Source organism: Arthrobacter sp. Ms25, from assembly GCF_059090365.1.
Genome location: NZ_JBNHFP010000002.1, coordinates 24071 through 45899, shown reverse-complemented (window position 1 = coordinate 45899; position 21829 = coordinate 24071). Strand labels below are relative to the sequence as shown.

At 67.8% G+C, this 21829-nt stretch carries 24 protein-coding genes; 10 read left to right on the top strand and 14 right to left on the bottom strand.

The window, feature by feature from the left end:
• The first annotated feature begins 127 nt into the window (after positions 1-127).
• From AC5RT8_RS04880 to AC5RT8_RS04870, 3 genes are read left to right on the top strand one after another with little or no spacing between them, the layout of a single operon-like run.
• Complete coding sequence (locus AC5RT8_RS04880; protein WP_494094588.1) at positions 128-895, top strand: tyrosine-protein phosphatase; 768 nt, start codon at positions 128-130, stop codon at positions 893-895.
• 3 nt (positions 896-898) lie between these two features.
• Positions 899-2734 (top strand): Na+/H+ antiporter NhaA, encoded by a 1836-nt coding sequence (gene nhaA / locus AC5RT8_RS04875; RefSeq protein WP_494094587.1) that lies wholly within the window; start codon positions 899-901, stop codon positions 2732-2734.
• Between the two features lie 22 nt (positions 2735-2756).
• Positions 2757-3515, top strand: a complete 759-nt coding sequence (locus AC5RT8_RS04870) for an SDR family NAD(P)-dependent oxidoreductase (protein WP_494094586.1) — start codon at positions 2757-2759, stop codon at positions 3513-3515.
• A 49-nt stretch (positions 3516-3564) separates the two neighbouring features.
• Here AC5RT8_RS04870 and budC read toward each other — a convergent pair whose 3' ends face one another.
• The 6 genes from budC to AC5RT8_RS04840 form a co-directional block, all read right to left on the bottom strand.
• Positions 3565-4332, bottom strand: coding sequence for a meso-2,3-butanediol dehydrogenase (gene budC / locus AC5RT8_RS04865; protein ID WP_494094585.1), 768 nt, complete (start codon positions 4330-4332; stop codon positions 3565-3567).
• A gap of 50 nt (positions 4333-4382) precedes the next feature.
• Entirely contained in the window at positions 4383-5654 is a 1272-nt protein-coding gene (locus AC5RT8_RS04860) for an MFS transporter (protein ID WP_494094584.1), read from the bottom strand.
• Between the two features lie 41 nt (positions 5655-5695).
• Positions 5696-6361: a peptidyl-tRNA hydrolase gene (locus tag AC5RT8_RS04855; RefSeq protein ID WP_494094583.1), complete on the bottom strand. Its 666-nt coding sequence runs from the start codon at positions 6359-6361 to the stop codon at positions 5696-5698.
• Between the two features lie 12 nt (positions 6362-6373).
• Positions 6374-6793: a hypothetical protein gene (locus tag AC5RT8_RS04850; RefSeq protein WP_494094582.1), complete on the bottom strand. Its 420-nt coding sequence runs from the start codon at positions 6791-6793 to the stop codon at positions 6374-6376.
• An 84-nt stretch (positions 6794-6877) separates the two neighbouring features.
• Positions 6878-7414: a hypothetical protein gene (locus AC5RT8_RS04845; protein ID WP_494094581.1), complete on the bottom strand. Its 537-nt coding sequence runs from the start codon at positions 7412-7414 to the stop codon at positions 6878-6880.
• The gene (locus tag AC5RT8_RS04840) at positions 7414-7953 is read right to left on the bottom strand and encodes a hypothetical protein (protein ID WP_494094580.1); all 540 of its coding nucleotides are present in this window, start codon (positions 7951-7953) and stop codon (positions 7414-7416) included. Before AC5RT8_RS04840 ends, AC5RT8_RS04845 begins: the two co-directional genes overlap by 1 nt.
• Before the next feature lie 214 nt (positions 7954-8167).
• On the opposite strand from AC5RT8_RS04840, the gene AC5RT8_RS04835 reads away from it, so the two are divergent.
• Positions 8168-8668, top strand: a complete 501-nt coding sequence (locus AC5RT8_RS04835; RefSeq protein WP_494094579.1) for a GNAT family N-acetyltransferase — start codon at positions 8168-8170, stop codon at positions 8666-8668.
• Between the two features lie 60 nt (positions 8669-8728).
• Complete coding sequence (locus AC5RT8_RS04830; protein WP_494094578.1) at positions 8729-9367, top strand: GNAT family N-acetyltransferase; 639 nt, start codon at positions 8729-8731, stop codon at positions 9365-9367.
• Here the strand turns inward: AC5RT8_RS04830 and ligK are convergent.
• From ligK to AC5RT8_RS04810, 4 genes are all read right to left on the bottom strand, one after another.
• Complete coding sequence (ligK, locus tag AC5RT8_RS04825; protein WP_494094577.1) at positions 9364-10047, bottom strand: 4-carboxy-4-hydroxy-2-oxoadipate aldolase/oxaloacetate decarboxylase; 684 nt, start codon at positions 10045-10047, stop codon at positions 9364-9366. The genes AC5RT8_RS04830 and ligK overlap by 4 nt on opposite strands.
• Entirely contained in the window at positions 10040-11095 is a 1056-nt protein-coding gene (locus tag AC5RT8_RS04820; RefSeq protein WP_494094576.1) for an amidohydrolase family protein, read from the bottom strand. Before AC5RT8_RS04820 ends, ligK begins: the two co-directional genes overlap by 8 nt.
• Complete coding sequence (locus tag AC5RT8_RS04815; protein ID WP_494094575.1) at positions 11092-12309, bottom strand: 4-oxalomesaconate tautomerase; 1218 nt, start codon at positions 12307-12309, stop codon at positions 11092-11094. The genes AC5RT8_RS04820 and AC5RT8_RS04815 overlap by 4 nt, the downstream gene beginning before the upstream one ends.
• Before the next feature lie 124 nt (positions 12310-12433).
• The gene (locus AC5RT8_RS04810) at positions 12434-13099 is read right to left on the bottom strand and encodes a GntR family transcriptional regulator (protein WP_494094574.1); all 666 of its coding nucleotides are present in this window, start codon (positions 13097-13099) and stop codon (positions 12434-12436) included.
• A 144-nt stretch (positions 13100-13243) separates the two neighbouring features.
• On the opposite strand from AC5RT8_RS04810, the gene AC5RT8_RS04805 reads away from it, so the two are divergent.
• Together AC5RT8_RS04805 and AC5RT8_RS04800 are read left to right on the top strand one after the other, a co-directional pair.
• Positions 13244-14020 (top strand): NAD(P)-dependent oxidoreductase, encoded by a 777-nt coding sequence (locus AC5RT8_RS04805; RefSeq protein WP_494094573.1) that lies wholly within the window; start codon positions 13244-13246, stop codon positions 14018-14020.
• 126 nt (positions 14021-14146) lie between these two features.
• Entirely contained in the window at positions 14147-15118 is a 972-nt protein-coding gene (locus tag AC5RT8_RS04800; protein ID WP_494094572.1) for a catechol 2,3-dioxygenase, read from the top strand.
• A gap of 67 nt (positions 15119-15185) precedes the next feature.
• On the opposite strand, the gene AC5RT8_RS04795 is transcribed toward AC5RT8_RS04800, so the two are convergent.
• The 4 genes from AC5RT8_RS04795 to cds1 form a co-directional block, all read right to left on the bottom strand.
• Entirely contained in the window at positions 15186-16061 is an 876-nt protein-coding gene (locus tag AC5RT8_RS04795) for an ABC transporter ATP-binding protein (RefSeq protein ID WP_494094571.1), read from the bottom strand.
• Complete coding sequence (locus AC5RT8_RS04790; protein ID WP_494094570.1) at positions 16051-16824, bottom strand: ABC transporter permease; 774 nt, start codon at positions 16822-16824, stop codon at positions 16051-16053. The genes AC5RT8_RS04795 and AC5RT8_RS04790 overlap by 11 nt, the downstream gene beginning before the upstream one ends.
• Positions 16821-17660 carry an ABC transporter permease gene (locus tag AC5RT8_RS04785; RefSeq protein ID WP_494094569.1) on the bottom strand — a complete coding sequence of 280 codons (840 nt, stop codon included), beginning with the start codon at positions 17658-17660 and terminating at the stop codon, positions 16821-16823. Before AC5RT8_RS04785 ends, AC5RT8_RS04790 begins: the two co-directional genes overlap by 4 nt.
• A gap of 146 nt (positions 17661-17806) precedes the next feature.
• Positions 17807-18889, bottom strand: coding sequence for an L-cysteine desulfhydrase Cds1 (cds1, locus tag AC5RT8_RS04780; protein WP_494094568.1), 1083 nt, complete (start codon positions 18887-18889; stop codon positions 17807-17809).
• Positions 18890-19036: 147 nt separating this feature from the next.
• Here cds1 and AC5RT8_RS04775 point away from each other — a divergent pair, with 147 nt between their 5' ends.
• The 3 genes from AC5RT8_RS04775 to AC5RT8_RS04765 all read left to right on the top strand — a co-directional run bounded on the left by AC5RT8_RS04775 (position 19037) and on the right by AC5RT8_RS04765 (position 21687).
• On the top strand, positions 19037-20212 hold the full coding sequence (locus tag AC5RT8_RS04775) for an SDR family oxidoreductase (RefSeq protein WP_494094567.1): 1176 nt from the start codon (positions 19037-19039) through the stop codon (positions 20210-20212).
• 14 nt (positions 20213-20226) lie between these two features.
• Positions 20227-21156, top strand: a complete 930-nt coding sequence (locus AC5RT8_RS04770; RefSeq protein ID WP_494094566.1) for an NADP-dependent oxidoreductase — start codon at positions 20227-20229, stop codon at positions 21154-21156.
• Between the two features lie 309 nt (positions 21157-21465).
• Positions 21466-21687, top strand: a complete 222-nt coding sequence (locus AC5RT8_RS04765) for a hypothetical protein (RefSeq protein WP_494094565.1) — start codon at positions 21466-21468, stop codon at positions 21685-21687.
• Positions 21688-21829 lie beyond the last annotated feature (142 nt).

The following is a 21829-nucleotide window of genomic DNA, read 5'->3' as shown; positions in this document are numbered from 1 at the left end:
ACCCTATCGTTTTGTGAGCCGGACCTCATACCCGGGTGTCGGGGCACACGATTCCGATCGTGGCTAGGATGGTGTCCACACGCCCCGCCGGCGCTGCCCGGTGGACAGCACCCGGGAGGAACCTGCCATGGCTGAACCGATCATGCCGGCCCCGTCGCCCCTGGCGAACCTGCGGGACCTCGGCGGGATTTCCGTGGACACGGGCAGGATCCGTCCGGGTCTGGTGTTCCGGGCCGACGACGCCGCAACCACCACGCCGGAGCAGATGGCGGAGCTCGTGGACGCGGGATTGGAAACCATCATCGATCTGCGCTCCCCGGACGAGGCGGAGCGCACCGGACGGGGCCCGTCCGCGGACCATCCGGTGCAGTATCTCGCCCTGCCCCTGACCGATTCGCCGGGTGCGCCGCCGGAGCTTGCGGACCGGCTGCTGGAGTCGGTCCGCTCCCCCGAGCATGTGGGCCGGTGGTACGCGAAGATTTTCGTGTCCCAGAAAGAAGCCCTGGTCCGTGGGCTTCAGGCGGTGGCGGACTCCCCCGGTGCGGTGCTGTTTCACTGTGCCGCAGGCAAGGACCGCACCGGGATGTTCGCTGCCGCACTGCTGACCGTGCTGGGCGCGGAGCCGGAGGCCGTCGTCGAGGATTACGCCCGAACCCAGGGCCGGCTGCCGGAGGTTTACCGCCGGATGGGGCTGGCGGAGCTCAGCGGCGGGTACGCCATTCCCGCGGACCACCCGCTGCTGGCGGCCCATCCGGCTGCGATGCGTTCCATGCTGGCGACCCTCGATGCCGGTGCGGGCGGCGTCATGGCCGTGCTGCGTTCCGCCGGACTTACCTCGGAGCTGGCCGGCCGCCTGCGCAGCAGGCTGGTGCAGCCGGTGTCCGCCCAGGTGTAACCGGTGCAGGCCCGGGCACACCGTAATGCCACTACCTCCCCCGGCGGCGTCAGTGGTGCCGGCAGCAACGAAAAACGTCCCGCGGCCCTGTTGCTGCTGGCCACCATTGCCGCGGTCCTCTGGGCCAACGCGCCCTTTGCCGCTTCGTACGAGGAGTTCTGGGAATCCACCGTAGAGGTACGTGCCGGCAGCATGGTCCTGGAGCTGACCGCCCGGGAACTGGTCAATGACGCGCTCATGGCCGTGTTCTTTTTCGTGGTGGGGCTGGAGGTGCGCCGGGAGTTCGCGCTGGGAGAGCTGACCAACCGGTCCCGGGCAGTGATCCCGGTGGCTGCGGCGGCGGCGGGAATTGCCGTCCCGGCAGGGTTCTTCCTGCTGCTCACGGCAGGAACGGAGCATACCGGCGCCTGGGGCGTGGTCATCTCCACCGACACCGCGTTTCTGCTGGGCGCCCTGGCTATTGCCGGGCCCCGCGTTCCCGGCCGGCTGCGGATCTTCCTCCTGACCCTGGCAGTGGTCGACGACGTTGCCGCACTCAGCATCATCGCCCTGGTCTATACGGACCATCTGGAACCTGTGCCGCTGCTGCTCGCCTTCGCCGGCCTCACCGGGGTCGCCCTGGCCCGGTACCTCCCGTACGGCCGGGGCGTTGCCTATGCCGTGCTGGCGGTGCTCGTCTGGCTGGCCTTCTACGCCTCGGGCGTGCATCCGACGCTGGCCGGGGTCGGCATCGCGCTGCTGGTTCCCGTGTTTCCGCCTGCCCGGAGGGAAGTGGAAAATGCCTTGGAGCAGACCCGGATTTTCCGCCAGTCGCCGAATCCCCGGTATGCGCGGGCTGCGGTTCACAGTGTGCGCGAGTCGCTCTCCATCAACGACCGGCTGCACGGCGCCTACACCCCGTACGTGGATTACCTGATCCTGCCGGTCTTCGCCCTGGCCAATGCCGGGGTGAAACTGGACGGAGCAACACTGGACGGCGCCCTCCACTCCCCGCTTGCCTGGGGCATAGTCTGCGGCCTGGTGTTGGGGAAGTTCACCGGTATTTTCGGCGCGGCGGCGGTGCTGCGCCGGCTCCGGGTCGGTGAGTTCGGGCCCGGGCTGACCCTGGGCCGGATCGCCGGCGGGGCCGCCCTGTCCGGCATAGGGTTCACCATTGCCCTGTTCATCATCGGTTTGGCCATTGCGGATCCCGCCCTGCAGAACCAGGCAAGGGTGGCGGTCCTGGCCGCATCGCTGCTGGCCTTCACGGCGGGAAGCATCATTTTCCGGATCGTCGAGCGGCGCCGTCCCGCCGTACCCGCGGGTGAAGTGCTGGCCCGGCCGGTGGACCCTGCCCGCGACCATGTCGTGGGACCGGCACACGCTCCGCTGACACTGGTGGAATACGGGGACTACGAGTGCCCGTTCTGCAGCCGGGCCACCGGGACCATCCTGGAGGTACGCCAACATTTCGGCGCCGACCTGCGCTATGTGTGGCGCCACCTCCCCCTGCCCAGGGTCCATCCCAACGCGGTGGCCGCTGCCGAGGCAGCGGAAGCCGCGGACCGGCAGGGCCATTTCCTGGACTACAGCGCCCATCTCTTCGAGAACCAGGAACACCTGCTCCCCGAAGACCTGCTGGCCGCGGCGGACAGCCTGGGCCTGGACATGGACCGGTTCGAATCGGACCTGCGGTCGGCAGAGGTCCGCAACCGGGTACTGGATGATGCCCTGGACGCTGAGTCCATGGACCTGCACGGCACCCCGACGTTCTTTATCGGCTACCGCCGGCACCACGGGCCCTATGACACCGCCACCCTGGTCCGTGTCCTGGAGGCGTCACGGACGGCCGGGCGGTAGGTCCTGCGGGTACGCTCAGGCGATGGGAATGAACACTTTGGTCACCGGCGCGGGCCGGGGCATCGGATCAGCAATCGCAGCCGCCCTCGCGGAGGCCGGCCATACCGTGGCGGTCCACGCCGGGCACGACGCCGAGGCGGCCGGGAAGGTGGCCGCTTCGCTGCCCGGGACCGGGCACGCCGTCGTCGTGGGTGATCTGGCCTCCCCCGACGAGTGCCTGCGGATCTTCACCGAGGCGGTGGATCAGCTGGGCGGGCTGGATGTGCTGGTGAACAACGCGGGCATCTTCCGGGCCCAGCCGGTCACGTCCGGCTCTTATGCCGAGTGGCGGGACGCGTGGCGGCAGACCATGGATGTGAACCTTATGGCGCCGGCGAACCTTTCTTGGCTGATGGCCGAGCACCTGCTCCAGCGGCCGGAAGGTCCGGCGGGCGGACGGCTGGTCAATGTGGGCTCGCGGGGCGCCTACCGCGGAGAACCGGAGAACCCCGCCTACGGTGCCAGCAAGGCCGGGCTGCATTCGCTGACACAGTCCCTGGCCGTGGCGCTGGCACCGCACGGGATTTTTTCCGCCGCCGTCGCCCCCGGATTCGTGGACACCCGGATGGGCCGCCCGGCGCTTGAGGGCCAAAGCGGCGTCGCCATCCGGGCGCAGAGCCCGTTCAACCGGGTCGCCGAACCGGAGGAAGTCGCTGCCACCGTGGCGTGGCTGGCCAGCGAGGCTCCGGTGTGGGTCAGCGGCACGGTGATCGACGTCAACGGCGCCTCGCACCTGCGCTGAACCCCGCGGCCGGAGCCCCTGCGGGCGGCGCGGCGGGCCCGCCCCGCGACTAGGCCTGCTGCGGCTGGCCGTTGCTTGCGGTCGTGCCGCCGTCGACGGGCAGGATCGCACCGGTAATGAACCGGGCAGCGTCAGAGGCCAGGAACAGGATCGCGTCCGCGACCTCGTCCGGCTGGCCGGGCCGGCCCAGGGCGATCCGTTCGGCGAACTTCGCCTTTTGCTCTTCGTCGTCCTTCTTGTCTTCGGTGAGCTCGGTCCAGATCAGGCCCGGAGCAACCGCGTTGACACGCACGCCGTCCTTGCCGTGGTCCAGGGCGACGGCGCGGGTGAAGTTGTTGACCCCGCCCTTGGCCGCGTTGTAGGCGCTCATATTCCAGTCGGCGGCCATGCCGGAGACGGAGGAGGTGTTGACGATGCAGCCCTTGGAATCAATCAGGTGCGGGATGGCCGCCTTGGTGCCGTAGAAGACACCCGACAGGTCGGTTTCGATGACCCGGTGCCATTCCTCCACATCGGTCTCTTCGACCGGACCGTTGGCCAGCGTGCCGGCGTTGTTGACCATGACGTCCAGGTGCCCGTGCTGCTGGACCGTGTCCTCGACGAGCTTGCGGACGTCGTTCCAGTTGGCGGAATCGGCGACGACGGCGGTGGCCGTGCCCTCGGGCAGGTCGGCGACGGTGGCGGTGATCTTCTCCGCCACGGTATCGGTCAGGACCACGGTGGCTCCTTCGGCCACGAATGCCCGGGCCGCTGCCTCACCGATGCCGGAGCCGGCGCCGGTGACAATAACGACTTTGCCCTCAAAACGGTTTTTCATGTGCAAGCCTTCCTCGTGTCTAAGCAGGGTGCCAGCGGTAGCGCCAGTCCTCACGAACCTATCACCGGGCGTTTCGGCGCGGCCCTCCGCGCGGCGTCCACCTCGTCGTCGACGAACCGGGGTGCGGCTGCACGGATACCGGCTCCCACCATCACCACGGAGGAGGCAAGCAGGAATGCCAGCGGCAGGGTCCAGCTGCCGGAAACGTCGTGCAGGGCGCCGATGGCGAAGGGGCCCGTCGCAGCCAGCAGGTAACCGACAGGCTGGATGAAGCCCGAGAGCCGGGCTGTCACCTGGGGCTCCCGGGACCGGGCGGTGATCAGGGCCAGTGCGGTCGGGAAGGCGAATCCGGCCACGCCCAGGAACAGGGCCCAGAGCCAGGGCAAGGTATCGGGCGCCAGCAGCAGGCCGCTGTAACCGAGGACCAGGCAGACGCCGAGGCCTACAATGTAGAGCCGCAGCCGCGGGGAACGGGCTACCAACACGGGCATGATCAGCCCGCCCGGGATCCCGAGACCGGCAATGATGGCGGCCATCAGCCCGGCGGTGCCCTGGTCCAGGCCCGCGTCACGGTAGATCTGCGAGACCCAGCCGAATTGGACGTAGGCGTGCATCGACTGCACGCCAAAGAAGATGCTCAGGGCAACGGCGGTGCGGGACGAACGCATCCCGGTCCGGGTACGGGTCCGGCCTGCGGCAGCAGCTACCGGGTCCCGGCCCGAACGCAGGGTCAGGACCGTCCAGAACGTCCAGGCCACCAGCGCCGCTGCGCCCCACACCCCCAGGCTGAGCCGCCACCCTTCCGGACCGGTTCCGGCCAGGATCCCGCCGAACAGCAGCGGCAGTGTGGCCCCCAGGGCCAGGGAGGTGCCGTAGACCGAGTTGAGGACGGGCAGGTGCCTGCCTCCGTGGCGCTTGATAAACGCCGGAACGAGGATGTTGCCTATGGCCATGCCTGCAAAGGCCAGCACTGTGAGCACCAGGAACAGTACCGGGGAATCCACGAACGGACGGACCAGCAGGCCGGCGGAAAGTGCCGCGAGGGCCAGGAAAATCGAGCCGTTGATTCCCGCTTTGCGGGACAGAGCGACGGCGAGCGCTCCGACGGCGGCGAAGGCCAGGCCCGGCAGGGCGGTCAGCACCCCTGCGGCAGTGCTGTCCAGGCCCAGACCGGCCTGCAGCTCGGCCAGGACCGGTCCCACGGATGAGGCGCCGGGTCGCAGGTTCACCGCGACCAGGACGACAGCGGTGCCGACCAGCCAGAGGGGAAGGGCGTGTCCCCGCCCTGTGGTTTTGGCCCGTGCTCCCCTGGTCTCGCTCATTCGAGCTTTCTATCATGGACCGGGCCCGGAGAGCCCGTGTGTCAGGCGGGGGAAACAGCCGCCGGGCTGAAGCTCGCTGCCATGACGAAAGCCGTCGCGGTGTCCGGCGCGATTTCCGTCATCCCGGCGTCGACTATCAACGGACCGGCACCGGGGCGGGCCGCCAGCTCCGCGAACAGCCCGCCCGCCGTGAACCGTACGCCTGCCGGTCCCCCGGCATTCCGCCAGGCCTGCCGTTCGGCCGGGTCCAGCTGCAGATACCAGGACAGCAGCGCGTGGGCGGCCTGGGCGGAGGCTTTGCCGGTGGACATGTCCAGGTCTGCGTTCAGGACGATCTGCGGGGCGTTGCCCGGCGTGGGGGCCGGCTCCTCGTCCGGCAGCTGGGTGCCGGAGACCTGCAGTTTGGTCAGGTTCTTGGGCATCTGCTCGTAGGTGACCGGTTCGAAGGCCAGCGCCTGTGCGCGGCCCACCGTCACCGGCCCGGACGGCGCTTCGGCGGCCAGTCGTCCGAACGTGCTGGGATTCGCCCGGCGGACGGTCTTCGTGAACCGGCCGTACAGCCAGTTCTCCCACGCGTCGCTCTCCTCGGTGGCCGTGTAGGCCAGCACGCTGGCGACGGCGGCTGCGGCCACGGCATCCCGGTGCGCAGCGGGATCTGTTTTATCCACGAGCAGGACGATGGGCTGGACTTTGTCGAACGGCTGCATGGATCCAGTTAACTACAGCTTTATGGCCGCACCCATTTCGTTGACGAAGTCCTCGGTCTCAGCCGCGTTCCGGAAGCCGTAGGAGACCTCCCGCACCGCTTCCTCCCTGGAGCGGGGCACGGCATGGAATTTCGCGGGGGCAAAGTTGCCCGGGCCGCTGACCGGTTCCACCAGCGGACGGTCATTCAGCCGGGCGAACTGGCGCAGGGTCGGGTCTATCCGCCACTGATCCGTCTCCACCCAGAAGTGGTCCCCCATGCCCGAGCTGCCGCTGGCCACCCGCACATCCTTCATCCCGGCTGAGGCCATGAGCCAGGCCAGCGTAAAGGAGGTGGGTGCCCCCAGCCCTGAGCCGTAAGGAATATGGGCCTCCGCCACGGCTGCTGCCTGTTCGGCGAGGGCGGTGGCTTCCGTAAGGCTGAGTGTCTGCATACTTCCATGATCTCAGCCACCCGGCACAAACCTCGCCGCGGGTCCGCCCTCCGTGACGGCACGCACTACCCAGGCCGAGGCTGTTCAGGCAGCCGCCCCGGTGTCCGGCCGACGCATCCGGTCGGTGGCGCGCCGGACCTGCGGATCGGTCTCGGCATTCTGCAGCAGCCGGTCAAAGTCCATCAGCCCCACGTCGCCGCATTTATAGGACATCCGGGCTTCGGGCCTGCTGCCCGCCGCGGTGGGCTTCCGCCGCCCCGTGAGGGCAAGGCGCAGCTGCCCGCCGCCGTCGTCGTTGACCTGCAACTGCCGCTTCGCGGCCAGCTCTCGCACTCCTTTTGCGTCCACGGCAGGAGCGTTGTAGAAATACTCGCGCACCACCCGGGTCAGGGCTTCCGCGTCCGCACGGTCCTGCCTGGGCCACCGGACCAGTTTGTCCGTGGCCGCCTGGACCGGCTGAGCCATGAAACCCACCCCGATAAGCAACGCGAGCAGGTCACCGCCGCCCATCACCAGGAACAACATTGCGGCTACGCTCAGGCCCACGATGGTCCGAACGGAGTGGGGATGCCGTGGATGGAGAGGAACTGTCACCAGCACCGGTGAAATCTGCGCGGCCATCAGGACCAGCCTCCCTTCAACCCGGCCAGCGCTTCGGCTTCACGGGCCAGCCGGGCAGCCTCGTGGAGTTCGTGGTCGGCGCGGCTATGGATCAGCGTGTCCTGTTCGAGCGCCCCTTCGAGGGAACGCAGCCGGTTCCGGTGGCTCTCCGCCGTATGCGCCAGCTTCAGCTGGGACTTCGAACTTGTCAGTTTTTGCATCAATTCCTCCACACGGGATTCCTTCGCACGGACAACCTCAAAATGGTGGCGCGCCGTGGCTTCGATACGTTCCGCAAGGTCATGCATGCGGCGCGCGGTGGCGGCGAGGGAGACTGTTTGGCCCGTGGTCAGCCGTTCTTCGGCGATGACGGCTTCCAGCGCTGTGAGCCGGGTAGCGTAGGACCGCGAAACCGCGGCGTAGTGCCGCATCACTTCCCAGGCTGCGCGGGCCTGGTTCCGCAGCACATCCTGGCGTGCCGCCGTGGCGGTGATCGCCGCATCGAGCCGGGCGCAGGTCGCGGCATAGCTGTCTGCGGGTTCGGCACCCCCGAACTGCACCTGGACTATTCTTTGGACCCGCCTGAGATTTCCACCCACAGCAGCCTCTCTACAGTCTGTCGCTGGGTCAGGAAAGAGTGCCCCGGCGGAACATCTGTGCAAAACCATCAGCCAGGACACCGGGATGTTCCCTCCGATCCATTAACCCTGCCCGCGCCCAACCCGCCCGGTCAATGGATGGAGCCGGTTTGGGCCCGTGTGGAAGACTGCGGGCATGGAAATTCGTCCGGCCGCCCTGCTCGACGGTTCCTTCTGCCTGCGCAGGGCGGAGCGCGACGACGTCGAGCCCATCGTGCAGCTGCTGCGCTCCGACGCGCCGGCTGCTGCCGGCGGCGCGGGTGACCTCCGTTCGCTGGAGCCGTATCTGCTCGCGTACGAGGCCATTGCCGCCGATCCCGCCCATTTCCTGGCCGTAGTGGAGGATCCCGCCGGCCGGTTCGCCGGCACCCTGCAGCTGACCCTGATCCCCTGCCTGGCTGCGGGCGGCGCCACCCGGCTGCAGGTCGAAGCCGTCCATGTGCGGCCTGATCTCCGCTCCAAGGGGCTCGGCGCAGCGATGATGGACTGGGCGATGGCCGAAGGCCGGCGGAACGGTGCCACATTGGTCCAGCTCACCTCCAATGCGCGGCGGGAATCAGCACACCGTTTTTATCGGCGGCTGGGATTTGAGGCTTCGCACGTGGGATTCAAACGGGCCCTTCCGCCGCTGGCGTAGCACGCGTTGACTACCGGCTTCCCGCGCTGGCAGTGTCGTGCCCAAGACTTGGAGGGCACCATGCCGGAATCACCTGCAATCACGGATCAGTTCACCGTTGTTCCTGCCAATCAGGCCGCACGGGCAGACCTTGACGCGGTCTTCGGGGCTCGCGGGGAGCCGCACCGCTGCCAGTGCCAGTGGTTCAAGACCAGCGCGGACCAGTGGCGGAGCATGCCCGTGGAGGAACGCGCCCGCCGACTGGAGGAGCAAACGGGCTGCGGGGATCCGGATTCCCCCACCACGGGCCTGATGGCCTACCTGCAGGAGGAACCCGTGGGATGGTGCGCCGTCGAGCCCCGCACCGGATACCCGCGGCTCCTGCGCTCCCGGGTGCCGTGGACGGGACGTGAGGAGAACCGGGCCGACGCCGGTGTCTGGGCGGTGAGCTGTTTCGTCACCCGCACGGGCTACCGCCGCCGCGGGGTGAGCTATGCGCTGGCCTCGGCCGCGGTGGTTTTCGCCCGCGCGCGCGGTGCCACAGCCGTGGAGGGCTACCCGGTGATTCCCGAACCTGGTGGGACCGTGACGGTGAACGAAATGTTCGTGGGCAGCCGGAGCGTTTTCGCCGCAGCGGGATTCGAACAGGTCAGCCATCCGACGCCGCGGCGGGTGGTGATGCGGATCGACTTCCCCTCCGCACCATCCTCCGTCGGCTAGTCGATGTAGCGCAGTCCTGCCGCTTCCAGCGGCCCCCGCATCGAGTACATGTCGAGGCCGAGTTCCCCGGCAGCGAGGCGTTCGCGCTTGGCGGCTTCGTTGTCTTCGCGTTTGCGGGAGGCCTCAGCCACTTCCGCGGCACGGGCGGCAGGGACGACGACGACGCCGTCCACGTCCGCAACCACGACGTCGCCGGGGTTCACCAGGGCGTTGGCGCACACGACCGGAACATTGACGGACCCCAGGGTTGCCTTCACCGTCCCCTTGGAGTTGATGGCCCGCGAAAACACCGGGAAGTCCATCTCCTCCAGCGCCGCCGCATCCCGGCAGCCACCGTCGATCACCAGGCCCACGCCGCCGCGTGCCCGCACCGATGTGGCCAGCAGTTCGCCGAAGAAGCCGTCCTCACTCTCGGTGGTGCAGGCCGCCACCAGCACGTCCCCGGGCTGCAGCTGCTCCACCGCAACGTGCAGCATCCAGTTGTCACCCGGCTGCAGCAGCACCGTGACGGCCGGACCGCACAGCTTCGCGCCGGGGTACACCGGGCGCATGTAGGGGCGCATCAGCCCCAGCCTGCCCATTGCCTCGTGCACGGTGCTGGTGCCGTACGGGGCCAGTGCTTCGACGTCGGCCTGCGGTGCGCGGGTGATACTGCGGTGGACCACTCCGAGTTCATGCATGGGTACTGCTCCTTCGGGATTCCCGGCCCTGGCTGTTCAGCAGGGCATCGAGCCGCGGATAGACGGCACGGACATTGTTCTCGTGGATATCGGCCAGTTCCTCAACGGTCAGTCCGGCGGCCGCCAGGTAGCGTCCGGTGTCGTCGAAGTTAAAGCCGGTACCCGGATCGACGTCCCGCACGGCTCCGATCATTTCGGAGGCAAAGAGGATGTTTCGGGTAGGCATCACCTCCAGCAGCAGGTCAATGCCGGGCTGGTGGTAGACGCAGGTGTCGAAGAAAATGTTGTTCAGCAGGTGTTCCTCCAGCGGCGGCTTCTTCAGCGCCATGGCCAGGCCGCGGAAGCGTCCCCAGTGGTACGGTGCCGCGCCGCCTCCGTGGGGGATGACGAACTTCAGCTCCGGGAAGTCCTGGAACAGGTTCCCGGAGATCAGCTGCATGACCGCGGTGGTGTCGGCGTTGAGGTAGTGCGAGCCGGTGGTGTGGAAGGCCGGATTCACGCTCGTGCTGACGTGGATCATGGCCGGCAGCCCGTACTCGACCATCTTTTCGTAGAGCGGGTACCAGGACCGGTCGGTCAGCGGCGGGGACGTCCAGTAGCCTCCGGAGGGATCCGGGTTCAGGTTCACGGCGACGGCCCCGTATTCCGCGACGCAGCGTTCCAGTTCGGGGATGCACGTGGCCGGGCCCACGCCGGGTGACTGCGGCAGCATGGCGGCGGGGGCAAACCTGTCCGGGAAGAGCCGGCTGACCCGGTAACAGAGGTCGTTGCAGATCGCTGCCCAGGTGGAGGAGGTCGAAAAGTCGCCCACGTGGTGAGCCATAAAGGACGCCCGGGGTGAAAAGACGGTAAGGTCGATGCCGCGCTCGTCCATCAGGCGCAGCTGGTTGGAGGAGATGCTTTCACGCAGCTCGTCATCGCTGATGGTCAGCTCGGCCGGGTCCGGAACGTCCGTGCCGGAATCGGTGAGGGCTGCTATCTGGCGGTCGCGCCAGGCGCCCAGTGCCGGCGGGGCGGTGGTGTAGTGGCCGTGGCAATCGATAATCATCGGACTTCCTCCTCAGCAGCAGCCGCTTCCGGGGCCCAGAGGCGGCGCGGAACAAAAACCTCGCCGGCCATGATGAGCCGGGCGGTACGCAGCAGGGCTGACTTGGTGACGTGCCGCGGATCCTCCGGATCAAGGCCGAGTTCCACGGTGAATTCTCCGGACGGGTGCTCCACCGACACCGTGATGCCGTCCCCGTTGCCGGTGCCGACGGTGCACACCTCCCGGGCCACCGTGCCGTCAATGACGCAGGCCGTGGCGGCGGTGACCGCGGCGAGCACGCCGATGGATTCGTGGCACACATGCGGGATGAAGCTGCGCGTATTGATGGTGCCTCCGTGGACGGGTGCGGAGACCAGAGTCATTTTGGGGTAGTTCTTCGCCGTTACGTCGCCCAGGCCCATCAGGTGCCCGCACTGCAGCCGCAGCGCTTCCAGGTGCTGCTTGAGCTCGGTGTCGCCGTTCAGGTCGGCGGCGGATTCGTAGCCGGTGCGGCCCAGGTCCGCGGCGTCGATTATCACCAGCGGCTGGCCGTTGTCGATGCAGGTGACGCGAACGGGGCCGATGCCCTCGAGGTCCACGGTGTCGGCCGGCAGTCCCGTGGGCAGCAGCGAGGCGCACACGGAACCTGCGGTATCCAGGAAATTGATGGTGACTGCCGCGGCCGTGCCGGGCACGCCGTCGATGCTTGCCGCTCCGGCGTATTCCACGTACCGGCCGTCGCCCGTGTCCGGCGTGGGAATGCTGATTTCCGCCACCATGCCGGTATTCAGGGTCAGCACCCGGGCGGTGGTGGTGTCTCCGTCGGGAAGCAGCAGTCCGGATTCCACTGCGAAAGGGAGGACGGCGGCAAGCATGTTTCCGCAGTTGGCCGTGGTGTCCACGGTGTCGCCGGTGGGCTGAAGCTGCGCGAACTGGAATTCCAGGTCAACGCCGTCCCGGTCGCTGACGGCCACAATCCCCACCTTGCTGGTGAGCGGGTTGCCGCCGCCGAGTCCGTCCACCTGCAGGGCGTGCGGGGACCCCAGGGCCGCCAGCAGCACCCGGTCACGGTCGCCGGTATCGGAGGGCAGGTCGCTGCGGCGGAAGAACGGACCGCGGGAGGTCCCTCCCCGCATGAACCAGCACGGGATGCCGGTCTGGCTGCCGCGCACTCCGGCACGGCCGGACGCGGATAGAGCAACGGATTCCATGGTTTCCCCTCCTGTGGGCTGCACCACACGAATGTACCTCGTCAACCAGATTGTTGACAATAACGGTGACAACTTCGATCGGAGGATGATGAGGGGAAGGAGTCCTGCGCCGGGGGCGCAGCCGGCTTGGCGCGGGGGCGCAGCCGGCTTAGGCCGGGGGCACGGAGCCGGTGCGGCGGATGGCATCCGCGATGCTCGCCATGTGGGTTTCCATCATGCGGGCGGCCTGCTCGCCGTGCCCGGTGCAGATGGCCTCAACGATTTCCACGTGTTCCGGCAGCGAAACGTTGGCACGTCCGGGCTGGACCGCCAGCCGGAACTGGTGCCGCACATTCTGGGCCCGCAGCCTTTCGATGGTGGCCCCGGCGGTTCCCTGGCCGCTGATCTCCACGATCCGCCGGTGGAGCTTGGAGTTGATCTCGGAATACCGCATCAGTTCTCCGGCTTTCACGGCGGATTCCATATCGTCGGCCATCTGCCGGAGTTCCGCGACCTGCGCGGCGTCAATCCGTTCGGCCGCCTTACGGGCACACAATGCCTCCAGGGCGCCGCGGACCTCGATGATCTCGATCGCTTCCTCCACGGACACCGACCGTACGCGGGCCCCGCGATTCTGCACCCGCTCCACGATTCCTTCCACCGCGAGCTCCGCCAGGGCGGATCGCACGGCGCTGCGGCTGGCCGAGAACTGGGCGCACAGGTCCGCCTCCACCAACCGCTGGGACGGAACCAGTTCCCCGTCAAGGATTGCCGCACGGATCGCGTCGGCAACCTGCGCAGCGTTACTCGTGGTCACTGCTGCATCTGCTGTCATTTTCGAGCTCCTTGGCGCAACGGCGTGCGTTGGCCCGTCATTTGTAGTGTCCCGCCAAGTTATCACTGCACCGGGAGCTTGCCGGGGCCCGCTTGGAATTGTTGACAATACTGTGAATAATCGGCAGATGAGAGGGAGACGATCATGACGGCAATAACTATTCTGGGACTCGGCGAGGCCGGACGGCTGTACGCCTTGGGGCTTGCGGAGGCAGGTGCGCAGGTTCGCGGCTACGATCCCTTCACGGATGCACGCAGCAGCGGGATCCACCAGTATGAATCACTGGCCGACGCCGTCGACGGGACCGAACTGGTCATCAGCCTGGTGGGTGCCAAGGCGGCCCGCAGCATCGCCGGCGAAGTGCTGCCGCTCCTTCCGGCCGGTGCCGTCTATGCCGATTTCAACACCTCCGGCCCGGAGGAAAAGACGGACATCGCCGCGCTTGCCGATAGCTACTCCGTGCCCATGGTGGACGTTGCCGTCATGGCACCTGTTCCGCGCGCCGGCAGCCGCACCCCGCTTGCCGTAAGCGGTACCGCGGCCGGGACCGTGGCAGAACTGATGGCAGGCTTCGGTGCTCCCGTGGAGACCGTGCCCGGCGCCCCCGGGGCCGCCGCAGGGCGGAAACTGCTGCGCAGCGTCTTCATGAAGGGGCTGGCCGGACTGGTGCTGGAGTGCCAGGCGGCCGGGAGGGCTGCTGGATCCGAGGAATGGCTCCTGGCGGAGATCGGCCGCGAGCTGGGCCCGCAGGGTCCGGACCTGGTGCAGCGCCTGCTGGAGGGCTCGCGCACGCACGCCGTACGCCGCACCCACGAGGTGCAGGATGCGCTGGGCTACCTCCGCGGCCTGGACACTCCGGCATGGATGACCGAGGGGACGCTCCACTGGCTCTCATCCCTTGCCGGGGACGACACCCCCTGAAGCGTATTGTCTGCGAAATTGTTGACACCTGCCGGGTCCGCTGGTTGACTCTCAGCACTGCAACAGGCGGCACACCCACCCGGATCCGCAATGACGCGGCTGGGGCAGACTGCAAAGGAAACCGCGATGCCTAGTGCTTTTCGCGACGTGGCCCATGTGGGCTTCGTGGAACTCTACACCCCGGATTTCGACAAGAGCCTCTGGTTCTTCACCGAGCTGCTGGCCATGCGCGAAGTGGCGCGTGAGGGCAACTCCGCGTACCTGCATGCGTGGGACGACTACGAACACCACACCATCAAACTCACGGCCCACGAAACCTCCGGCGCCGGACGCCTGGGCCTGCGAGCCTCCAGCGAGGAAGCGCTGCAGCGCCGCGTCGCCGCCATCGAGGCGGCAGGGCGCGGAATCGGCTGGCACGACGGCGGCCCGGGCATGGGCAAGACGTACGCCTTCACGGATCCCGACGGACATCCGATGGACATCTACTTCGACAGTGAATGGCACGTACCCACGGAGGACTCCCGGCCGGCGCTGAAGAACCAGGCGGACCGCTTCCCGGGCCGCGGCGTGAACGCGCGCAGGCTGGACCACGTGAACTTCCTGGGTGCCGACGTCGAGGAGAACGGCCGCTTCGTGGAAGACGTCCTCGGCGGCAAACCCACCGAGCAGATCCGGCTGGACAACGGCACGCTGTCCGGGCAATGGTTCACCTTCTCCAGCAAGTCCTATGACCTGGTGTACAGCGGCGACTGGACCGGCAGCAGCGGCCGCCTGCACCACGTCGCCTTTGCCACCGATACCCGCGAGGATATCCTCAAGGCTGCGGACATCTTCCTGGAGAACGGCATCCACATTGAAACCGGGCCGCACAAGCATGCCATCCAGCAGACCTTCTTCCTGTACGTGTACGAGCCGGGCGGGAACCGGATCGAGTTCTGCAACGCCGGTGCCCGCCTCATCCTGGCCCCTGACTGGAAGACCATCGAGTGGACCGAGGCCGAGCGCGCCAAGGGCCAGGCCTGGGGCATGAAGACCATCGACACCTTCCACACCCACGGCACTCCCCCGGTCGGGTCCCCCGCCGGCCAGCAGGGCTGATACCCCGCGGACGACGACGGCGGCCCCTCCTTCGCGGGAGGGGCCGCCGTCGTTTGCCCTTCCGAAGTCAGCGCGCCGCGTCCGGGCGGTGGCCCTTCTTGGCGAGCTGGATCTGCTCATACACGTGGTGGCGAAGCTCGGTGAAGCGCGGCATGCCCCGGGTTTCCAGCTGGTCGCGATCATCCGGCAGATCGATCCGGATATCCTCCTGCACCACCGTGGGCGAGGAAGAGAGAATGATGACGCGTTCGCCCAGATACACGGACTCGTCGATGTCGTGCGTGACAAACAGGATGGTCATGCCCAGGTCCTTCCACAGCCTCCGGGTCAGATCTTCCAGATCGGCCCGGGTCTGCGCGTCGACGGCGGCAAACGGTTCATCCATCAACAGCACCTCGGGCTGGTACGCCACCGCCCGGGCGATGGCCACCCGCTGCTGCATACCTCCGGAAAGCTGCCAGGGGTAGGACTTGGGCACGTTCGCCAGGCCCACCGACTCCAGGGCTTCGGCCACCCGCTGCCGGCGCTCGGGCTTGGGCACGCCGGCGTTCTTCAGGGGCAGCTCGACGTTGTCCTCGACGCGCAGCCAGGGGAACAGGGAGCGGCCGTACTCCTGGAACACCACTGCCATTTTTTTCGGCGGCGCCGTCACCTTTCTGCCGTCGAGCAGCACTTCGCCCTCGGTGGCACTCAGCAGCCCCGCGATGCATTTGAGCAGCGTCGTTTTGCCGGAGCCGGAAGGGCCGACCAGGCAGGCCAGCTCGCCGTGTCCCAGGTCAAAGGTGAGGTTGCGGACGGCTTCGACGGGGCCGCCGTCGGTGGAGTAGACCTTTTTCAGGCCGCGGACCGAAAGCAGCGCCTCCCCCTCGGGCAGCGTGCGCCCGGACGGTGCGGTGCCCTCCGGCGCCTGAGGTGTTTTCGCGGAGATGGCGTCAGGCTGCATTCTCTACCTCTTTTAGGCCGTGGTACCAGCGCAGCACGCGCCGTTCGCACCATTGGAAGATCAGGGACAGTGCCAGGCCGATCAGGCCCAGCACCAGGATGCCGGACCACATTTCCGGGATGGCGAAGGACCGCTGGAACTGCAGGATGGTGAAGCCCAGCCCCGAGGAGGAACCGAACATTTCCGAAATGACCATCAGGATCAGGCCGATCGACAGCGACTGCCGGATGCCGGCCATGATCGACGGTGCGGCGGAGGGCAGCACCTGGTAGCGGATCCGGTTTCCGCCGGAAATGCCGTAGGACCGAGTCGTTTCGTTCTGCACCGGGTCAATCGAGCGCACTCCTTCAATGGTGTTCAGGAGCACCGGCCAGATGCAGCCGACCACGATGACCGCCACCTTCATGCCGTTATTAAGGCCCACCAGCAGGATCAGCACCGGAACGAGCACCGGCGGCGGCAGGGCACGGAAGAACTCGAACACGGGCTCGGTCACGGCCCGCAGCGTCCGGTTCAGGCCCACCAGCAATCCGACGGCGATGCCCAGGGTGATCGCGATCGCCAACCCGGCGAGCAAGCGGCCCACCGACGGCAGGACGTCGGCGGTGATCCGTCCTTCAAACCAGGTGGGGCCGAAGACATCGACCAAGGCGGAGGGCGTGGGTACGAAGAAATTCGGTTCACCGCGGGTGGAGGCCCACCACAGGAGCACCAGCAGCAGGGGCAGCGCCACGACGTAGGCGAGGCTCTTGAGTGTCTTCACAACACCACCTCCCCACGGACGGACGGATGCCAGGAGAGCAGGCGCCGCTCGACCCGCCGCATTCCGATATTGATGACCACTCCCAGCAGCCCGGTGGCCAGCACCAGCGCGTACATTCCGGAGACGGCCCCGCCGGACTGGGCGTCCGCGATCTCGCGCCCGAGTCCGGGTGAGCCGATGATCAGCTCGGCGGTGATGGCCAGGATCAGCGCCACCGAGGCCGCCAGGCGGATACCTGTCATCAGGTACGGCAGCACGGTGGGAAACACCACGTGCCGGATCCGCTGCAGCCGGGAGAAGCCATAGGACTGTGCCGTCTGGGTTGCCACATTGTCGACGTCGGCCACCCCGTAGAGCACCTGGATCAGCACCTGCCAGAAACAGGCGTAGATAATCAGCATCAGGGAAGATTCGATTTTGACGCCGAACAGCAGCACGGCCAGCGGAATCAGCGCGACCGAGGGAACCGGGCGCAGGAACTCGATGGTGGAGTTGGTGAAGCGGCGAAGGAACGGACTCATGCCGATCACCAGGCCCAGGACGCCGGCGGCGACGACGGCGGCGACCAGGCCGATGGCCCAGGCCATCAGTGTGTGCCCCACGGCCGCCCAGAAGGCTGCCAGGCCGAAATCCCGGATCAGGGCCATGATGACTTCCGAGGCAGGGGGCAGGAAACGGGGTTGGACCAGGCCGGTCCGTGGCACCAGTTCCCAGATCAGCAGGAAACCCAGAACCCCTGCCAGGCCCAGCACCGGCTTCGGTACGGGGCGGCGCGCGCCCGGCCGGGCTGCGCGTGGCTGCGCGGCCCGGCCGGGGTCCAGCACTTCAGTACTCATTACGGCAGCAACCCCGGTTTCCGTGGAAATGTTAGCTAGGTCACACACACGGTATTTTTGGTGGACATAAGTGTCAACAATTCCGGGTAACGATGTGGCCGCGTCTGCCGGTGGATACATGACGGGGCCCCGGTGCGCGTAACCGCTCAGCCGGCAGGCCACCGCCCGGTCCGGAACAGCTGCTCCAGTACGGCCGCCGCCGGTGCCGGATCCAGGCCGTGCGCCGCCAGCCAGGCATCATCACCGTAGGAAGCGGTGTACCGGTCCCCCGAGTCGCACACCAGGGACACAATGCTTCCCGCACGGCCTTCGGCCTCCATGGTCGCCGCCAACTGCCAGACGCCCCAGAGGTTGGTGCCGGTGGAAGGACCGGCATGCAGGCCGGTCAGCCGGCGCAGGTGCCGTGCGGCGGCCACGGACGCAGCATCGGGAACCTGGAGCATATGGTCGATCACGGCCGGAACAAAGCTCGGTTCCAGCCGCGGCCGGCCGATGCCTTCGATCCGGGAAGGTTTGCCCGCAGCGGGCTTCCCCGGACTCTGCCAGGCGGGGAAGAACGCGGAGTTTTCAGGGTCCACCACCGCCAGCCGGGTGGGATGCCGGTGATACCGGATGTAGCGGCCGATGGTCGCGCTGGTGCCGCCGGTGCCCGCGCCCACCACTATCCAGTCCGGCAGCGGATGGTCTTCCCGGGCCATCTGGGAAAAAATCGACTCGGCAATATTGTTGTTCCCCCGCCAGTCGGTGGCGCGTTCGGCATAGGTGAACTGGTCCATGTAATGGCCACCGGTGCTCGCCGCCACGGACTCCGCGGCCGCATAGACCTCGGACGGATCCTGGACAAAGTGGCAGCGCCCGCCGTAGTGCTCGATCAGGCGGATCTTCTCCGCACTGGTGGTCTGCGGCATCACCGCCACAAACGGCAGGCCCAGCAGCTGGGCGAAATAGGCTTCGGAGACGGCGGTGGAACCGCTGGAGGCCTCCACGATCGTGGTGCCCTCCGTAATCCAGCCGTTGACCAGGCCGAAGAGGAACAGGGAACGCGCCAAGCGGTGCTTGAGGCTGCCCGTCCGGTGCGTTGACTCGTCCTTGAGGTAGATCTGCACGGACCAGCCTGCGGGAGCCGGAACCTGAAACAGGTGCGTGTCTGCCGAACGCGCCCCCTCGGCCTCGATGCGGCGGATGGCGGTCTCGGCCCAGGTGCGGTCCGGAAGCTTAAGCGTGTTCACCTTTCCAGCCTACGTTCGAACCAGCCGGACGAATGCCCGCATGCGGGTCCGGCCGCAGCCCCCCCGGATTTTCGTAAGTACCCTGATGATCGATATCGTCGAGGTACTGGCCGTTGACCAGGTATTACGGAATCAACAGGAGATCCCATGGAAACCACCCCGGAACCAGCCGCCGAATCACACGCCGGCAGCAATCCGACGCCCGGCATCGTTGAACAGGACCAGGCCCGAACCGCAGCGCAGCACCACACCCGGGACACCGGCGTCGTGCTCGTGGCCGGCGCCGGAGGCGTCATCGGCCGCCACGCCGCGGACGAGTACGCCCGCCGCGGCTGGAAGGTCCGGGGCGCCAGCCGCCGGCCGGTCCCGGGTGCCGGCTGGGAGCACCTGTCGGTGGACCTGCTCGATGCAGATAAGGCCCGTGAGGGCCTGGCCGCGGCGTCCGACACCACGCATCTGGTGTTCGGCGCCTACATTGAGCGCCCGACGTCGGCGGAACTGTCCGAGGTCAACACGGCGCTGCTGCGCCACACCTTGGACGGTCTGCACGCCGCTGGGGCACCGCTGCGCCATGTGACCCTCTACCAGGGCGGCAAGGCCTACGGTGCGCATTTGGGCTACTTCAACGCTCCGGCCAAGGAACGGGATCCGCGCCTGATCCAGCCCAATTTCTATTACGACCAGGAGGACCTGCTCCGCGAGGTCGCAGCCGAGCGCGGCTTCACGCTGAGCGTGCTGCGCCCCGAGGGCGTGATCGGCTACGCCACGGGCAACCCGATGAACCTGCTGATGGCCATCGCTGTCTACGCAAGCATCAGCAAGGAGCTGGGCCAGCCGCTGCGCTTCCCCGGCACGGTGGCCGCCTACGACGCCCTCTACCAGGTCACCGACGCCGAACTGCTGGCCCGCGCCGCCGTCTGGGCGGGCTCGGAGCCCACTGCAGCGGGGGAAATCTTCAACATCACCAACGGGGACCAATTCCGCTGGCGGCAGCTGTGGCCGGCCTTCGCCAGGTATTTCGGCATGGAGTACGCGGAGCCGCAGCCGGTGCCGCTCACGGACGCGATGCCGCAGTACCGTGCCCTCTGGGAGCAGATGAGCGAGAGGTATGGCCTCGAGCAGATCCCCTACGAGGACTTGGTCCGCTGGGAATTCGCCGATTTCATTTTCCGCTCCGAGTTCGACAACGTCTCCTCCACCATCAAGGCCCGGCAGGCAGGCTTTGCCGACTGCCTGGACTCGGAAGACCGGTTCCTGGAACTCTTCGACCGCCTGGCCGAACGGCGCATCATTCCGGGCCCCGCCGCCCCGCTGCAGAAGTAAGGGGAGTTTCAGCGATGAAGATTGTCGGCATCCGCACCTTCGGCGGCCCCGAAGTCCTGGAAACCCTCGACGTCCCCGAGCCCCACGCCGGCCCCGGTGAAGTCCGCATCAGGGTGCGGGCGGCCGCCGTCAGCCCCACCGACACCGTGCTGCGCTCCGGCGCGCAGGATATGGGCGGGCTGGAGCCGCCCTATATTCCGGGCATGGACGCCGCCGGAGTGGTGGACGAGGTCGGCGACGGCGCGAGTTGGCAGGTGGGCGACGAAGTGATGGCCCTGGCACTGCCGCGGGCCCCGCGGCGGGGTGCCTACACGGAGTATCTGGTGGCGCCGTCGGACTCCATCGCCCGCATCCCGGCCGGCATCGGCCTGGAGGCCGCCGCCACCCTGCCGATGAACGGCCTCACCGCGGTGCAGACCCTGGAGAAGCTGGATCTACCCCCAGGCTCCGTGCTGGCGGTTACCGGCGCGGCCGGCACACTAGGCAACTATCTGATCCAGCTGGCCAAAGAGGCCGGCCTGACCGTGGTTGCCGACGCTTCCGAGCAGGACGCAACCCTGGTGGCGGCACTGGGGGCGGACCACGTGGTGGGACGCGGCGATGACGTTGCCGGCCGGATCCGCGAGCTGTTCCCGGACGGCGTCGACGCGGTGGCGGACGCAGCGGTAATGAATGAACTGGCTGCCGGTGCGGTGCGCGACGGCGGCGGGTTTGCCACCTACCGCGGATGGAACGGGACTCCCGGCCGCGGCATCGAGGTCCACCCGATCCAGGTGGGCGAGGAATACTCCTCCGGCGCAAAACTGGACCGGCTGCGGGCCTTGGCCGAAGCGGACCTGCTCAGCCCGCGGATTGCCGATGTCCTCCCTGCCGAGCGGGCTGCCGAGGCACACCGGCGGCTCGAGGCCGGCGGTGTGCGCGGCCGGATAGTGCTGACGTTCTGACCGGCACGTCACTTCCCTCCACGACGGCGGCCCCCTTCCACGGTGCCGCCGCCGTCGTGCACGGCGTTTTAGCCCAGGGGGCTACCCCGCGGCAGGGCGCGCTGTTATGGTCATCGGCATGGGACAACTGATATTCGAGTAGCGCACTGGCGCTCCGAACCACCGCAGACCAGCACCCAGTAGAGCTTGTTGAGGCACTGCCTCCGAGTCGTCCGTCTGCCGCAGCCCCTGCCCGTAGAACCGGCGTGCCGATGCATGCCCGGACGCACCCGAGCACGTTCTCACCGGCTCCAAGCCATAGGAGACACCATGCGTGCACCGAAAGAGAAAAAACCCCTGCCCCTGCAGCCCGATCTTCCCCCGGCCGCAATCCGCGTTGCTCCGGCAGCCCAGGCCCGGCTCGGCAAGGCGGGAGCCCGGCAGTCCGCTCCCGAGAGTGCCCTGCCCGGCTGGCAGAGCCTGGGAAAGGACCACAAGCCCACGCACCCGAACACTAAGCAGGGCCCGCGGGAGCGAAAGGTCCGCTGGTAGGCAACCGGAAGTGCCTGCGGCAGCCCTGCCCCCTCCGGGTCGGGGCTGCCGCCATCCCTCCGACCGGAAGCAGCGACCTCCGCCAATAAGCCGCACCGGCACCCCGATTCTTGGTGCCGTCTGGTCGTGCCCGGGCCTGTTC

What these genes read in the sequence shown, in the direction of transcription:
- AC5RT8_RS04830 (WP_494094578.1), top strand. Translation starts at nt 8,729, where the DNA reads ATGCCGGAATCACCTGCAATCACGGATCAGTTCACCGTTGTTCCTGCC.
- AC5RT8_RS04870 (WP_494094586.1), top strand. Translation starts at nt 2,757, where the DNA reads ATGGGAATGAACACTTTGGTCACCGGCGCGGGCCGGGGCATCGGATCA.
- AC5RT8_RS04845 (WP_494094581.1), bottom strand. Translation starts at nt 7,414, where the DNA reads ATGGCCGCGCAGATTTCACCGGTGCTGGTGACAGTTCCTCTCCATCCA.
- AC5RT8_RS04800 (WP_494094572.1), top strand. Translation starts at nt 14,147, where the DNA reads ATGCCTAGTGCTTTTCGCGACGTGGCCCATGTGGGCTTCGTGGAACTC.
- AC5RT8_RS04810 (WP_494094574.1), bottom strand. Translation starts at nt 13,099, where the DNA reads ATGACAGCAGATGCAGCAGTGACCACGAGTAACGCTGCGCAGGTTGCC.
- budC (WP_494094585.1), bottom strand. Translation starts at nt 4,332, where the DNA reads ATGAAAAACCGTTTTGAGGGCAAAGTCGTTATTGTCACCGGCGCCGGC.
- AC5RT8_RS04795 (WP_494094571.1), bottom strand. Translation starts at nt 16,061, where the DNA reads ATGCAGCCTGACGCCATCTCCGCGAAAACACCTCAGGCGCCGGAGGGC.
- AC5RT8_RS04805 (WP_494094573.1), top strand. Translation starts at nt 13,244, where the DNA reads ATGACGGCAATAACTATTCTGGGACTCGGCGAGGCCGGACGGCTGTAC.
- AC5RT8_RS04835 (WP_494094579.1), top strand. Translation starts at nt 8,168, where the DNA reads ATGGAAATTCGTCCGGCCGCCCTGCTCGACGGTTCCTTCTGCCTGCGC.
- AC5RT8_RS04850 (WP_494094582.1), bottom strand. Translation starts at nt 6,793, where the DNA reads ATGCAGACACTCAGCCTTACGGAAGCCACCGCCCTCGCCGAACAGGCA.
- ligK (WP_494094577.1), bottom strand. Translation starts at nt 10,047, where the DNA reads ATGCATGAACTCGGAGTGGTCCACCGCAGTATCACCCGCGCACCGCAG.
- AC5RT8_RS04775 (WP_494094567.1), top strand. Translation starts at nt 19,037, where the DNA reads ATGGAAACCACCCCGGAACCAGCCGCCGAATCACACGCCGGCAGCAAT.
- AC5RT8_RS04880 (WP_494094588.1), top strand. Translation starts at nt 128, where the DNA reads ATGGCTGAACCGATCATGCCGGCCCCGTCGCCCCTGGCGAACCTGCGG.
- AC5RT8_RS04820 (WP_494094576.1), bottom strand. Translation starts at nt 11,095, where the DNA reads ATGATTATCGATTGCCACGGCCACTACACCACCGCCCCGCCGGCACTG.
- AC5RT8_RS04770 (WP_494094566.1), top strand. Translation starts at nt 20,227, where the DNA reads ATGAAGATTGTCGGCATCCGCACCTTCGGCGGCCCCGAAGTCCTGGAA.
- AC5RT8_RS04860 (WP_494094584.1), bottom strand. Translation starts at nt 5,654, where the DNA reads ATGAGCGAGACCAGGGGAGCACGGGCCAAAACCACAGGGCGGGGACAC.
- AC5RT8_RS04785 (WP_494094569.1), bottom strand. Translation starts at nt 17,660, where the DNA reads ATGAGTACTGAAGTGCTGGACCCCGGCCGGGCCGCGCAGCCACGCGCA.
- AC5RT8_RS04855 (WP_494094583.1), bottom strand. Translation starts at nt 6,361, where the DNA reads ATGCAGCCGTTCGACAAAGTCCAGCCCATCGTCCTGCTCGTGGATAAA.
- AC5RT8_RS04765 (WP_494094565.1), top strand. Translation starts at nt 21,466, where the DNA reads ATGCGTGCACCGAAAGAGAAAAAACCCCTGCCCCTGCAGCCCGATCTT.